Source organism: Streptomyces sp. NPDC005281 (assembly GCF_040607495.1).
Taxonomy (GTDB): Bacteria; Actinomycetota; Actinomycetes; order Streptomycetales; family Streptomycetaceae; genus Streptomyces.
Genome location: NZ_JBEXGX010000038.1, coordinates 1 through 14,194 on the forward strand (window position 1 = coordinate 1; position 14,194 = coordinate 14,194).

The 14,194-nt window shown below is 70.1% G+C and carries 11 protein-coding genes; 4 read left to right on the forward strand and 7 right to left on the reverse strand.

From position 1 onward, the window contains the following. Positions 1-98: 98 nt before the first annotated feature. The 5 genes from ABZV42_RS35775 to ABZV42_RS35795 form a co-directional block, all read right to left on the reverse strand. A complete protein-coding gene (locus ABZV42_RS35775; protein WP_356055636.1) occupies positions 99-1,637 on the reverse strand; it encodes a HAMP domain-containing sensor histidine kinase in 1,539 nt (512 codons plus the stop codon). After that, the gene (locus ABZV42_RS35780) at positions 1,638-2,363 is read right to left on the reverse strand and encodes a response regulator transcription factor (RefSeq protein WP_355983262.1); all 726 of its coding nucleotides are present in this window, start codon (positions 2,361-2,363) and stop codon (positions 1,638-1,640) included. 166 nt (positions 2,364-2,529) lie between these two features. Next, entirely contained in the window at positions 2,530-4,488 is a 1,959-nt protein-coding gene (locus tag ABZV42_RS35785; protein ID WP_356055638.1) for an amino acid transporter, read from the reverse strand. 212 nt (positions 4,489-4,700) lie between these two features. Further along, positions 4,701-6,725: an APC family permease gene (locus ABZV42_RS35790; protein WP_356055640.1), complete on the reverse strand. Its 2,025-nt coding sequence runs from the start codon at positions 6,723-6,725 to the stop codon at positions 4,701-4,703. A gap of 116 nt (positions 6,726-6,841) precedes the next feature. Further along, on the reverse strand, positions 6,842-7,396 hold the full coding sequence (locus ABZV42_RS35795) for a hypothetical protein (RefSeq protein WP_356055642.1): 555 nt from the start codon (positions 7,394-7,396) through the stop codon (positions 6,842-6,844). Between the two features lie 302 nt (positions 7,397-7,698). On the opposite strand from ABZV42_RS35795, the gene kdpF reads away from it, so the two are divergent. The 4 genes from kdpF to ABZV42_RS35815 are packed head-to-tail and all read left to right on the forward strand — an operon-like array spanning position 7,699 to position 12,271. Beyond that, entirely contained in the window at positions 7,699-7,788 is a 90-nt protein-coding gene (gene kdpF / locus ABZV42_RS35800; protein ID WP_355983254.1) for a K(+)-transporting ATPase subunit F, read from the forward strand. Between the two features lie 32 nt (positions 7,789-7,820). After that, entirely contained in the window at positions 7,821-9,500 is a 1,680-nt protein-coding gene (gene kdpA / locus ABZV42_RS35805) for a potassium-transporting ATPase subunit KdpA (RefSeq protein WP_355983272.1), read from the forward strand. Continuing rightward, entirely contained in the window at positions 9,497-11,632 is a 2,136-nt protein-coding gene (kdpB, locus tag ABZV42_RS35810; RefSeq protein ID WP_355983252.1) for a potassium-transporting ATPase subunit KdpB, read from the forward strand. The genes kdpA and kdpB overlap by 4 nt, the downstream gene beginning before the upstream one ends. Before the next feature lie 6 nt (positions 11,633-11,638). Continuing rightward, positions 11,639-12,271, forward strand: a complete 633-nt coding sequence (locus ABZV42_RS35815; protein ID WP_356055644.1) for a potassium-transporting ATPase subunit C — start codon at positions 11,639-11,641, stop codon at positions 12,269-12,271. A gap of 57 nt (positions 12,272-12,328) precedes the next feature. Here the strand turns inward: ABZV42_RS35815 and ABZV42_RS35820 are convergent, their stop codons facing one another. Continuing rightward, entirely contained in the window at positions 12,329-13,027 is a 699-nt protein-coding gene (locus ABZV42_RS35820) for a class F sortase (RefSeq protein ID WP_355983248.1), read from the reverse strand. A gap of 311 nt (positions 13,028-13,338) precedes the next feature. Further along, positions 13,339-13,953: a hypothetical protein gene (locus ABZV42_RS35825; protein WP_356055646.1), complete on the reverse strand. Its 615-nt coding sequence runs from the start codon at positions 13,951-13,953 to the stop codon at positions 13,339-13,341. Positions 13,954-14,194 lie beyond the last annotated feature (241 nt).

Genomic DNA, 14,194 nt, shown 5'->3' on the forward strand with positions numbered 1-14,194 from the left:
GACGGTGACCGTCAGATGGCGGGCCGAGAACGAGACCTCACCGGTGTCGACGAACTCCTCGAGCCGGTCCCCGACCAGGCGGAACGTCGAGTGGCAGGTCACCCGGGCGCGCCCTCCACCGTGAAGCCGATCACCGTGCCGCCGCCCTTTCGGGGGTAGGCGAACGGGGTGCCTCCGTGGGCTGTGGAGACCTCGCGGACGATCGACAGGCCGAGGCCCGAGCCGGGGAGGCTGCGGGCGTCGGCGGCCCGGTAGAAGCGGTCGAAGACACGCATGAGGTCGTCCTCGCCGATGCCGGGGCCCCGGTCGAGGACCTCGACGCGGACCGGGCCGTGTGTGTGACGGCCAGAGGAGCCCAGGGGGCCGGTGGCGACTGGGTGGGGCGTGGGGCTCGCCGGGGTGCCGGGCTGGGCGGGGTCGGTGGGACGGGCCGTGCCCGTCTGCCAGGGCGTGCCCGGCTGGCGGGCAGGGCCCGTCACCACGACCTCGATCGGCGCCGCTCCGCCCCGGTCGAACTTGGCGGCGTTCTCCACGAGGTTGGACACCGCGCGCTGGAGGGCGCTCGGGCGGCCGTCGACCGTGGTGTCGCCGGTGGTGCGGACGGCGATGTCCCGGCCGGTGCGTCGGCGCGCGACGATCGCGACGTCCTCGGCGAGTTCGGCGAGGTCGAGCCGCCGTACGGGCTCGGTGTCCGACTGGCCGGCGGCGAGGGCGACGAGTTCGTTGACCAGGTCGGTCAGTTCCCGGGACTCCAGGGCCAGGTCGGCGACGAGTTCCTCGCGGGCGTCGGGCGGCAGTTCGTCGATCCGGCGGAGCATGGAGATGTTCGTACGCAGCGAGGTCAGCGGCGTACGCAGTTCGTGTCCCGCGTCCTGGACCAGGCGGCGCTGGTCCTCCTCGGACTGGGCGAGGCGGCCGAGCATCCGGTCGAAGGACCGGCCGAGCCTGGCCACCTCGTCGTGACCGGTGACGGGCACCTGGATGCCGAGCCGGCCGGTGCGCGCCACGTCCTCCGCGGCCCCGGCGAGCCGGACCAGGCGCCGGGTGATGCGCCGGGCCAGCCACCAGCCGAACAGCCCGGCGGCGATCACGACGGCCCCGACGAGCAGCACCGTCCGCTGCTGGAGCTCGCGCAGCAGGTCCTCGGTGTCGCTGAACTGCTGGGACACCTGCACCGCACCCCGTGCGCCGCCGAGCGAGACGGTCGCCAGGCGGTAGCGGTCGCCGGCGACGTCGACGTCCTTGTGCTCCTCCAGTTTGCCCGCCTTGGCGTCGTCGGAGATCGCCCGGTCGTGGCTGTCGACGGGCAGTGGCGGAATGCCGTGGTCGACGATGGCGCCCTTGGGCCCGAGCACCTGCACGTCGGTGCGGCTGGGCCGGATGATGTCGTCGAGGGGTCCGTCGTGGTCCGGGTCGGAGGAGGCGAAGTCGCTCGGGTCCAACGGGTGCTCACGCACCTGGTCGCGCAGGTCCTGCACCACCTCGGCGAAGACCGTCTGCTGGTCGACGCGCACCAGTCGCGCGGCGGCGTCGTAGCTCAGGAACCCGACCAGGACCGTGACGGCGGCGGCGACGGCCGCGAAGGACACGGTGAAGGTGGCCCGCAGGGAGGACACCTGCCGCAGCCGTCGTCGCACTCAGTCCTCCCTCAGGACGTACCCCACGCCCCGAACGGTGTGGATCAGGGCCGGGGCGCCCGGCTCGTCGAGCTTGCGCCGCAGATAGCCCACGTAGACGGCGAGGTTCTTGGAGCCGGGGCCGAAGTCGTAGCCCCAGATCCGGTCGTAGATGGTGGAGTGGTCGAGGACGATGCCCGCGTTGCGGACGAGCAGTTCGAGGAGCTCGAACTCGGTGCGGGTCAGTTCCAGCTCGCGCTGTCCGCGCCAGGCCCGGCGGGCCTGGATGTCCATGCGCAGTTCGGCCGCGGAGATCTGTGTGCCGGACGTCTGGGGTTCCCGGGGCGCGGGCGTCGGCGTGTCCTCGTCGAGGGCGCCGTTCCCGGTGCGGCGCAGCAGGGCGCGCAGCCGGGCGAAGACCTCCTCGACGTCGAACGGCTTGACGACGTAGTCGTCGGCGCCCGCGTCGAGGCCGGCGATGCGGTCGGCGGTCTCGACGAGCGCGGTGAGCATCAGGATCGGGGTGCGGTCGCCCTCGGCGCGCAGCACGCGGCAGACCTGGAGGCCGTCGATGCCGGGCATCATGACGTCGAGGACGAGGACGTCCGGCGGGGTCCGGTGGGCCTGGGCCAGCGCTTCCACCCCGTCGGCCACGGCTGTCACCTCGTAGCCCTCCAGAGTCAGTGCCCTTTCCAGGGCATGGCGGATGGCGCGGTCGTCCTCGGCGAGCAGTACGTTCTGGGGCACCCGACCAGTCTGCCAAGCCGTTGGCGTGATGCGACCTGGTGAGCGGGTCCGCGGCCGGCCTTCTTACCGGCCTCTCACCCCTTCCCGGTGTGTCGGACGTGTCCGGATAGGTCTGCGGGCTCCGTCCGGCCCGCGTGAGCCGGCCTGGTTTCGTCCGGCCCCCGCGTCAGCCGACGTGGACCCGGGGCCGCCGTGCGCGGTCGGGTTCGGCCTCGCGCAGGACTTCCCGGGTGACGGGGGCCACCTCGCCCTGGCCGAAGAGGAAGAAGCGCAGGAAGTTGGCGAAGGGGCTGCCCTCGGTCCACTCGAAGTAGATGTGCGGGATGCGGTCCGTGGTGTCGCGGACGTACAGCAGCAGGGCGGCGAGGGCGTTGGGGATGGAGGCGGACTCCAGGGTGATGACGCGGTAGCGGCCGTGCAGCACCTCGCCGCGCACGTTCATGACCGACTCGAACTCCGAGGGGTCGCCCACGGTGACCTCAAGGAAGACGAAGTCCTCCTGGGCCGGGAGATCGTGGTCGGCGCGGATCTGCTCGATCTTCTCGCGGTACTCGGTGATGTCGCGCTTGTCGGGCTCGTTGGCGATGAAGCGGATCCGGCGGCTGGCGATGTCCCGTACGAACCGCTGGGCCATGTCGTCCATGCTCATGCTGGTCACCCGCAGCTCGAAGGCGCGGGCGAGCCGGGAGAGGAAGGAGACGAGCATGATGCCGGCGATGAAGCAGGCGCCGATCTTCACACCGTCGGGGCGCTCGATGACGTTGACGACGGTCGTGTAGAGGAAGACCGCCGAGATGACGGCGAAGCCGACGGTCCAGTGTTTCTGGCCGGCCTTGTGGGCGGCGATGGTGACGGCGATGGCGGCGGAGCTGATCAGGACGAGGACACCGGTGGCGTAGGCGCCGCCCTGCTTGTCGACGTCGGCGTCGAAGATCCAGGTGACCAGGAACGCGACCAGGGTGAAGACGATCACCATCGGGCGGACGGCGCGGGCCCAGTGGGGGGCCATGCCGTAGCGCGGGAGATAGCGCGGCATGAGGTTGAGGAGCCCGGCCATGGCGGAGGCGCCGGCGAACCACAGGATGCAGATGGTGGAGACGTCGTAGACCGTGCCGAAGGCGTTGCCGAGGTACTCGTGGGCGAGGTAGGCGAGGGCGCGGCCGTTGGCCTGGCCGCCCGGCTGGAACTCCTTCTCCGGGATCAGCACGGTGGTGATGAAGCTGGTGACGATCAGGAAGACGCTCATGATCACGGCGGCGGTGGTCAGCAGTTTCTTCGCGCCGCGGATCCGTCCGGTCGGCTTCTCCTCGGTGTCGCTGGCCTCGCCCTCCACGTGCGGCATGACCGCCACACCGGTCTCGAAGCCGGACAGGCCGAGCGCGAGCTTCGGGAAGACCAGCAGGGACACCCCGATCATGGCGAGGACGTTCCCGTGTTCGGCGGTCAGCGCGGTGGACCAGTCGGTGACGAGGTGCTCGTGGGTGGCGACCTCCCAGACTCCCGCGACGGCGACGACGACGTTGAGGGCGAGGTAGATGCCCACCAGCACCACCGCGACGCCGATCGCCTCCAGGAAGCCCTTGAGGAAGACGGCGCCGAGCAGGGCCACCAGGAACAGGGTGATCACCAGCTGCTTGTCGTGCAGCGCGCTGTTCAGATGGGGGTTCTCCACCAGGTGGGTGGAGGCGTCGGCCGCCGAGAGGGTGATGGTGATCAGGAAGTCGGTGGCGGCGAAGCCGAGCAGGGTGAGGACGAACAGCTTGCCCTTCCAGAAGGAGAGCAGGCGTTCCAGCATCGCGATGGAGCCCTCGCCGTGCGGGCTCTCCTCGGCGACCCGGCGGTAGACGGGCAGGGCGCCCGCCAGGGTGACGATGACGAGCACGATGGTCGCCACGGGGGACAGCAGTCCGGCCGCGAGGGCGGCGATGCCGGGCTGGTAGCCGAGGGTGGAGAAGTAGTCGACGCCGGTCAGGCACATGACGCGCCACCAGCGCTGTCCCTTGTGCACGGGCGCGGGCTCGGCCGGGCCCGGCAGTTGGCGGCCCTTGGTCTTGCCCATGTCGGACAGGCCTTCCAGCATCCACGCCCGCAAGCGGCTCGGCGGGGCGGGCTCGGTGCTGGCCATCGGTGACTCTCCTGACGTACGTCTCTTCGAACATTCCGGCCATCGAGGAGACGGCGCCCATCAGCGTATGCAGAGAGTGATCCAAGGGCCCAAGCGTCCAGGGGCCTCAGGCGTCAAGCTTGCGTTAAGACCCGCTGGTGGCGCATCACGAGCGCGCCGGGAGGGGTGGGGTTCGTCGCCCGTTCAGGTGCCCGTCGGTTCACGGTCCGCGGCTACCGGGTCCGTGGCCGTGGTGGCACCGGTGGTTCGCCGCGTCGGACGGAGCCCGGTGCCCTGGCCGCCGGCCGGTCGGCGTGGGCGGAGGAGGTCAGCTGCCAGGGCACGCTCGTCACCATCACGCCCGGGGTGAAGAGCAGCCGGCTCTTGAGCCACAGGGCGGACTGGTTGTGGAGGAGGTTCTCCCACCAGTGGCCCACGACGTACTCGGGGACGAAGACGGCGACGACATCGCGCGGGCTCTCGCGGCGCACCGAGCGGACGTACCCGACGACCGGCTTGGTGATCTCGCGGTACGGGGAGTCGACGATCTTCAGGGGTACGTCGATGCCGTACTCCTCCCAGTGCCGGCGCAGCTCGGCCGTCGCGTCCGGGTCGACGGAGACGGTGAGCGCCTCCAGCCGGTCGGGATGGATGGCGTGCGCGTAGGCCAGGGCCCGCAGTGTCGGCTTGTGCAGCCTGGACACGAGCACGATCGCGAACACCCGGGTGGGCGGCAGGAGTTCACTGTGCGGGTCGGTGACCGCCAGCTCCGCCGCCGTGCTGTCGTAGTGGCGCCTGATCGCGCGCATCGTCACCCAAAGGACGGTCGCCGCGAGGACGGCGAGCCATGCGCCCTGGGTGAACTTGGTGGTCAGGACGATGAGGAGGACGAGTCCGGTGACGACCGCGCCGACCGCGTTGATCAGACGCGCGGTGTGGTGGCGCCGGCGCGTGGCACCGTCGGGCTCGCCGCGCAGCTCGCGGTTCCAGTGCCGCACCATGCCGAGCTGGGAGAGCGTGAAGGAGGTGAACACGCCCAGGATGTAGAGGTGGATGAGGCTGGTGACGTTCGCCCGGTAGCCCCACAGCAGCAGGCCAGCGACGATCGCGAGGGCCAGGATGCCGTTGGAGAAGGCCAGCCGGTCGCCGCGGTTGTGCAACTGGCGTGGCAGATAGCGGTGCTGGGCGAGGATGGAGGACAGCAGGGGGAAGCCGTTGAAGGCGGTGTTCGCGGCCAGGATCAGGACGAGGGCCGTCACGGTCTGGATGAAGTAGAAGCCGGGGCTGTGTTCTCCGCCGAACACGGCCGCCGCGATCTGCGCGATGACCGTGCGCTGGGTGTACGTGGCGCAGTCGCCGTCCAGCCCGGTGAGCCGGCACGCGTCGTCGGTGATGTGCACCTTCGAGACCAGCGCCAGGGTGGTGACGCCGGCGAACATGGCGATCGCGAGCCCTCCCATCGCGGCCAGGGTGGTGGCCGCGTTGCGCGACTTGGGCTTGCGGAACGCGGGGACGCCGTTGGAGATCGCCTCCACACCGGTCAGCGCCGTGCAGCCGGAGGAGAACGCGCGCAGGACCAGCATCAGCAGGGCAAGGCCCCTCAGGTGCGCGTCGGCGGGGTCCGGGGTGATCCCGTACGCGGCGCTCGCGGCGAGCGGCGGGTTCCCGAGGGCGTACCGGACCAGGCCGGTGATCACCATGATCAGGACGCCGCCGATGAACAGATAGGTCGGCGCGGCGAAGGCCCGACCCGACTCGCGTACGCCCCGCAGGTTGATGGCGGCCAGCACCGCCACGAAGACGAGCGCCATCAGGACGCGCTGGTGGGCGAGCCCGGGGAGCGCCGAGATGATGTTGTCGACGCCCGAGGCGACCGAGACGGCGACCGTCATGACGTAGTCGACCAGGAGCGAGGCGGCGACGACCAGACCGGCCGAGGGGCCCAGGTTCGTGGTCGCCACCTCGAAGCTGCCGCCGCCGCTCGGATAGGCGTGGACCACCTGCCGGTACGACAGCACCACGACGGCCATGAGTGCCACCACCGCCCCGGCGATCCACGGCGTGAAGTGCAGGTACGCCAGCCCGCCGAGGGTGAGGACCAGCAGGATCTCCTGCGTCGCGTACGCCACGGACGACAGCGGGTCGGAGGCGAAGACCGGCAGGGCCAGCCGTTTGGGCAGCAGCGTCCCGGTCAGTTCCTCGCTGCGCATGGCGCGGCCGATCACCAGGCGTTTGAGGATCCCCGTCACGTTGAGCACGGGCGGAGGTTAAGCCCGCCGGGATGGGGCGGGCGTCCCCGACACTCGGTCCGGCCCGACCTTCGGCTCAGCCCCTTCACACGGTCCGGCCCCGGCCTGCGGTCCTGCCCCGGCCATCAGTCCAGGCCCGAGACCCTGAACACCGTCCGCGCGGTCTCGCGGTCGATCCGCTCCGAGACGTCGCGCAGGGCCGTCTCCCCGCGGGTGAGGGTGCCGCGCCGGGCGGAGATCCGGGCGTCCTCGTCCAGGCGGTGCCACAGTTCCGGGTTGGACACCAGCACACCGGGGTCGATCTCCAGCCGCGCTCCGAAGGCGTCGCGCAGGACGAGCCGCTGTCCGACGCCTTCCGGGCAGCGCACGGAGACCAGGTGGTCGGTCCGTACCCGGCGGGTGCGGAGCGGACCGCGTGCGGTCAGCCAGCCCTCGCCCGCGGCGATCCGCGTGGGGTACAGCACGAGGAGGAGCAGCGCCGCGAGCGCGAGCCACAGAAGGACGCGCGGGCCGGTGAGGGTGCCGGCGGCCCCGTCGATCAGTACCAGCAGGGCGAGGAACGCGCCCGCGCAGCGGATCGAGCAGCGCAGGTCCCGGGCCCAGAGAAGGTCGTGCGCGACCTCCTCGGCCGGTGGCGGGGACACCTCGGCCACGCTCCACGCATCGTCGCGCCGTTCCATACCTCCGAAGGTAGTGAACCGCGCCGCCGCGGGCGTCATGGCTTGACGGATCTTTGATGAGCCGTGGCGTCAACGTTGCGACAAGGCCCGCCGTGCCCTGTATGGGATGTGTCAAAGGCGTGCCGAGCCCCGTATGGGAGGCGTCAACGGTGGCCGGATCCGGCCGGTGAGGGGTTTTGCTCTGACTGTCAGTTCAGAACCGAACCTCACCTAGGAGCTCCGATGGCCGACGTGGCCTTCGTCGTCACCACGATCGCGGTGTTCGCGCTGGTGGCCCTCGTCGCCAAGGGGGTGACGAAGCTGTGACCGCCGAGAACATCGTCGGCCTGATCGTGGCCGTCGCCCTGCTGGGCTATCTCGTCCTCGCCCTCATCCTCCCGGAGAGGTTCTGACGGTGACACCGATTTCCCTCGCGACGGGCGCAATGAGTCCCGTCCTCGCCGGAGCGCTCCAGATGCTCGCCCTCACGGCGGCACTGGCACTCGCCTACCGGCCCCTCGGCGACTACATGGCCGGGGTCTACTCCTCCAGCAGGCATCTGCGTGCCGAGAAGTGGATCTACAAGGCCATCGGCGCCGACCCGGACACCGAGATGCGCTGGCCCGCCTATCTGCGCGGTGTCCTCGCCTTCTCCGCCGTCAGCGTCCTCTTCCTGTACGTCCTCCAGCGCGTCCAGGGCCATCTGCCCGGCTCGCTCGGCTTCCGGTCCATCGACCCGGACCAGGCGTTCAACACCGCCGCCTCGTTCGTCACGAACACCAACTGGCAGTCGTACTACGGCGAACAGGCCATGGGACATGTCGTGCAGACCGCCGGTCTGGCGGTCCAGAACTTCGTCTCGGCGGCCGTCGGCATAGCCGTGGCCGTGGCCCTCGTGCGCGGCTTCGCCCGGTCGCGCACCGGTGAACTCGGCAACTTCTGGGCGGACCTGGTGCGCGGCACCGTGCGCATCCTGCTGCCGCTGTCCGTCGTCGCCGCCATCGTCCTGGTGGCGTGCGGCGCCATCCAGAACTTCTCCGGCATCCACGAGGTCGGCCAGTTCTTCAACGGGCACGGCGTGGGCGGCTCGCAGCAGTGGAACGGCGGCGCGGTCGCCTCGCAGGAGGCCATCAAGGAGGTCGGCACCAACGGCGGCGGCTACTTCAACGCCAACAGCGCCCACCCCTTCGAGAACCCGACCCCGTTCTCCAACCTCTTCGAGATCTTCCTGATCCTGGTGATCCCGTTCTCCCTGACCCGCACCTTCGGTGTGATGGTCGGCTCGGTGAAGCAGGGTTACGCGATCCTCGCCGCGATGGTCACCATCTGGATCGGCTTCACCGTCCTGATGATGGCGACCGAGTTCCACCACCACGGCCCGGCCCTCGACATCGCGGGCGGGGCGATGGAGGGCAAGGAGACCCGCTTCGGCGTCGGCGGCTCGTCGATCTTCGCGGTGGCGACGACGCTCACCTCGACCGGCGCGGTGAACTCCTTCCACTCCTCGTTCACCGGACTCGGCGGCGGAATCACCATGCTGGGCATGCAGCTCGGGGAGATCGCGCCCGGCGGCACCGGATCCGGCCTCTACGGCATGCTGATCATGGCGGTCATCGCGGTGTTCATCGCCGGTCTGATGGTCGGCCGCACTCCCGAGTACCTGGGCAAGAAGATCGGCACCCGCGAGATCAAGTTCGCGGCTCTCTACATCCTGGTCACCCCGGCGCTGGTGCTCGTCTTCACCGCCGCCGCGATGGCCCTGCCCACCCCGGGCCACTCGACGCTCAACTCCGGGGCGCACGGATTCTCCGAGATCCTCTACGCCTACAGCTCGGGCGCCAACAACAACGGCTCGGCCTTCGCGGGTCTGAGCGCCGACACTCCGTGGTTCAACACCACCATCGGACTGGCCATGCTGCTCGGCCGCTTCCTGCCGATGGTGTTCGTCCTCGCGCTGGCGGGCTCGCTCGCCGGGCAACGGCCGGTCCCGGCGACCGCGGGCACCCTGCGCACCGAGAAGCCGCTGTTCACCGGTCTGCTGGTGGGCGCGATCCTGATCATCACCGGCCTGACCTACTTCCCGGCCCTCGCCCTGGGCCCGCTGGCCGAGGGGCTGGCGTCATGACCACTCGTACCGAGAACCAAGAGGACTCGATGTCCACACTCACCCCGGCCCGGGCGCCGCACAGCGATGTGCCGACCGGCCACAAGGACGAAGGACGGGTCGGCGGGGGCATGTTCGACGCCCGGCAGCTCGTCACGTCCCTGCCGGAAGCCTTCCGCAAGCTCGACCCCCGGGTGATGGTCAAGTCGCCCGTCATGTTCGTCGTCCTCGTCGGCTCGGTGCTGACGACCGTCTTCTCCTTCAAGAACCCCGGCGACTGGTTCGGCTGGGCGATCAGCGCCTGGCTGTGGCTCACCGTCGTCTTCGCCAACCTGGCGGAGGCCGTGGCCGAGGGGCGCGGCAAGGCGCAGGCGGACACCCTGCGCAAGGCCAAGACCGACACGGTCGCACGACGGCTCTCCCCGGACGGCCGCTCCGAGGAGCAGGTGCCCGGCACCGGGCTGCGCGTCGGTGACCTCGTGGTCTGCGAGGTGGGCGACATCATCCCCGGCGACGGTGACGTCGTCGAGGGAGTGGCCTCCGTCGACGAGTCGGCCATCACCGGTGAGTCGGCCCCGGTCATCAGGGAGTCCGGCGGCGACCGGTCGGCCGTCACCGGCGGCACGAAGGTCCTCTCCGACCGGATCGTCGTCAAGATCACGACGAAGCCGGGTGAGACCTTCATCGACCGGATGATCGCCCTGGTCGAGGGCGCGGCCCGGCAGAAGACGCCCAACGAGATCGCGCTGAACATCCTTCTCGCGTCCCTGACCATCGCCTTCCTGCTCGCGGTGGCCACCCTGCCGCCGTTCGCCGACTACGCCGGCACGCACCTGACGATGGTCGTGCTGGTGGCCCTGCTGGTCTGCCTGATCCCGACCACCATCGGCGCCCTGCTCTCCGCGATCGGCATCGCCGGCATGGACCGGCTGGTGCAGCGCAACGTGCTCGCCATGTCCGGGCGGGCGGTCGAGGCCGCCGGTGACGTCTCGACGCTGCTGCTGGACAAGACCGGCACCATCACGCTCGGCAACCGCCAGGCCGCGGAGTTCGCCCCGGTGACGGGGGTGACCGAGGCCGAGGCCGCGGATGCCGCCCAGCTCTCCTCGCTGGCCGACGAGACGCCCGAGGGCCGCTCGATCGTCGTACTCGCCAAGGAGAGGTACGGGCTGCGCGAGCGCCATCAGGGCGAGCTCACCGGCGCCGAGTGGATCCCCTTCACGGCCCAGACCCGGATGTCCGGAGTGGACGTCGACGGCCGCAGGATCCGCAAGGGCGCGGCCGGTTCGGTCATCGCCTGGGTCAAGGAGCGGGGCGGCGAGGTCTCCGAGGACGCCGGCGCCCTCGCGGACCGGATCTCCGAGGCGGGCGGCACCCCGCTGCTCGTGGCCGTCGAGGACACCCGCGGCGCACGGGTCCTCGGCGTGATCCACCTCAAGGACGTCGTCAAGGAGGGCATGCGCGAGCGGTTCGAGGAACTGCGCCGCATGGGCATCAGGACCGTCATGATCACGGGCGACAACCCGCTGACGGCCAAGGCCATCGCCGAGGAGGCGGGTGTCGACGACTTCCTCGCCGAGGCCACCCCCGAGGACAAGATGGCGCTCATCAAGCGGGAACAGGCGGGCGGCAAGCTCGTCGCGATGACCGGCGACGGCACCAACGACGCCCCCGCGCTCGCCCAGGCCGACGTCGGCGTGGCCATGAACACCGGAACCTCGGCCGCCAAGGAGGCCGGGAACATGGTGGACCTGGACTCCAACCCGACCAAGCTCATCGAGATCGTCGAGATCGGCAAGCAACTGCTGATCACCCGGGGTGCGTTGACGACGTTCTCCATCGCCAACGACGTGGCGAAGTACTTCGCGATCATCCCGGCGCTGTTCGCCGCGGTCTACCCGGGCCTGGACAAGCTCAACGTCATGCACCTGTCCTCGCCCGACTCCGCGATCCTCTCCGCGGTCGTCTTCAACGCGCTGGTCATCATCGCGCTGGTGCCGCTCGCCCTGCGGGGAGTGCGCTACCGGCCGGTCAGCGCCGACCGGCTGCTGCGGCGCAACCTCGGGATCTACGGTCTCGGCGGCCTGGTGGCCCCGTTCATCGGAATCAAGATCATCGACCTGCTCATCTCTCTGATCCCCGGGATCGGCTGAAGGACCATGAACAACTCCGTCACGAACACCGCCCGCCTGCTCGGCGCCGCCCTGCGCGCCCTGCTCGTACTGACCGTGGTGACCGGCGTCCTCTACCCGCTGGCGATCACAGGCATCGCCCAGGGACTGTTCCCCGGCAAGGCCAACGGCTCCGAGATCAAGTCCGACGGCAGGGTCGTCGGCTCCTCCCTCATCGGACAGCAGGGATACAGCCTGGACTACTTCCAGCCGCGCCCCGCGAACGGGCTCGGCGAGAACTCCGTCAACACCCAGTACAAGCTGCTCCTGTCCGGTGCCACCAACCTCGCCGCCGACAACAAGGACCTGATCAAGCAGGTGGAGAAGGCCAAGGCCGAGGTGATCAAGGAGAACTCCACCGCCGGTTACACCGTCAGTCCCTCCCAGGTCCCCGCCGACGCCGTCACCTCCTCCGGCTCCGGCCTGGACCCCGACATCTCCCCGCTCTACGCCGGCCTCCAGGTCCACCGGATCGCCGAACGCAACCACCTCTCCGTCGCCCGGGTCCAGAGACTGGTCGACGATCACACGGAGGGCCGGACCCTCGGCTTCATCGGCGAACCCCGGGTCGGCGTCCTCGAACTCAACATCGCCCTCAAGGCACTTGTGGCCAAGGGCTGACAGGTACGCGTACGGCGGCCAGTCGCGGTTTCCGCGGACCGGCCGCCGTACGTCGGATCAGGCGAGATGGGCGAAGACCACCAGGTTGTCGGTGTAGTCCTTGACGGTGCGGTCGTAGGTGCCGGCGCAGGTGATGAGGCGGACCTCGGCATCGGGAGTGTCGGCGTACACCCGGTCGTCGGGAAAGGCGTCCTTCGCGAAGGTCTCCGCGCTGTCGACGACGAAGGACGCCGTCCGGCCGTCGGACCGCTCGACGCTGAACTTGTCGCCCTTCTTCAGGTCTCCGAGACCGGCGAACACGGCGGCGGAGGTCTTCGTGTCGACGTGCCCGGCGATGACCGCCGTACCCACCTCACCGGGGGAGACACCCTTGGCGTACCAGCCGACCATGTTCGTGTCGTTCGCGGGCGGGGGCTGGAGCTTGCCCGTGGCGTCGAGGGCGAGCTCGGTGAAGGGCGCGTCCACCGAGATCTTCGGGATGAGCAGCCGGATCGGCTCGGCTCGAGGGAGGTGTCTCGCGGCCGGGCGGTCGTTGGAGGGCGAGGCCGAGGAGAGCGGCGGGTGCGAGTGCAGGGGGGCCGCCGCCGCGGGCGAAGCGGGGGAGGGGCCGGACGGTTCGTCCTGGCGGTGGAGCACGTTCGTGGCCACGAGGACCGCGATGCCGGCGCACCACACGACCCAGGTCGCACGACGCCGGAAGGTCCGCTCGGGTTTGGTGTGCGGGGTCTCGGCAGGAGAGGACAACCGGGCTGCCATCGGGTACCACCTCATCGGGTCGGGGCAGCGAAGCGGAGCGGACTGGGCGGGGACAGCGGGACCAGGGACGACAACTGCGGGAACTGCGGGACTGCGGGAACTGCGGGAACGGCAGAAGGCGCGGGAACGGCAGAAGGTGCGGGAACGGCGGCATCGGCTTCAACGGCGGCAACAGGGACAAGAGCGGCAACAGAAGCAACGGAAGCAACAGAAGCAACAGCGGCAAGAGCGGTGGAAGCTGAGGGAGAGACCGGCCGGGCCGCCACAGGGTGAGGGGGCGGCGGCCCGGACCGCTATGTCGTCAGGCATGGTCAGGCCACACCACCCTGGGCGTTCTTACGGCGCAGCATGTAGACGCCCGCGGCCGCGAGGCCCAGGACACCGATGCCGCCGGCGGTGACTCCGGACGTCGTGGCGAGACCGCCGCCGCCGGTGTGCATGCCGCCGTGCGGCTTGTCCGTGGACTCCTTGCTGCTCGAGTCCCACGAGCCCTTGTCCGTGCCGGAGTCCCAGGACCCGCTGCTGTGGTCGGAGCTCGAGGAGTCCTTGTCCTTGTAGGTCTCCGGGTCGTACTTCTTGTCGCCCTTCGAGGAGTCGTCCGTCTTGACGGACATCAGCGCACCGCCGCCGGTGTGGACGCCGCCTTCCGGCTTCTCGTGGTGCCAGCTGGGCTTGCCGTGGTCGCTGTTGCTGTCGTGCTCCTTGCCGTATCCGGAGTCGTCGTGCTCCTTGCCGTAGCCGGAGTCCCCGTGCTCCTTGCTGGAGCCGGAGTCCTCGTGCTCCTTGCTGGAGGACGACGAAGAGGAGGAGGACGAGGAGTCGCTGTGGTCCCAGTCGCCGCCGGCGGCGGCGTACGCGCCCGGGGCGGCGATCGCGAGAGCGGCGGTGGCCGTGGCGGCGGCCAGGAGCATGCGGGCAGATCGCATCGTGTGAGTCCTTCCGTCAGGACCGGGCAGCTGACTTCTTGTCAGCAGACGAAAACCCGGTGCGACGTGATCCACCGTCAATCCGAAGTGGCGAGCGCACCACCCGAGAAGCCCGCCCGGCCCACGACCTGGGTCCCGCCCGGCGCCGGCCCTGACTGCGTCCGGAACCGGCCCCACCTCTCTGACCTGCTGATTCGCTGTGCTCACGGGCCGTCGGGCGGCAGTGGGCGGCACCTCACGG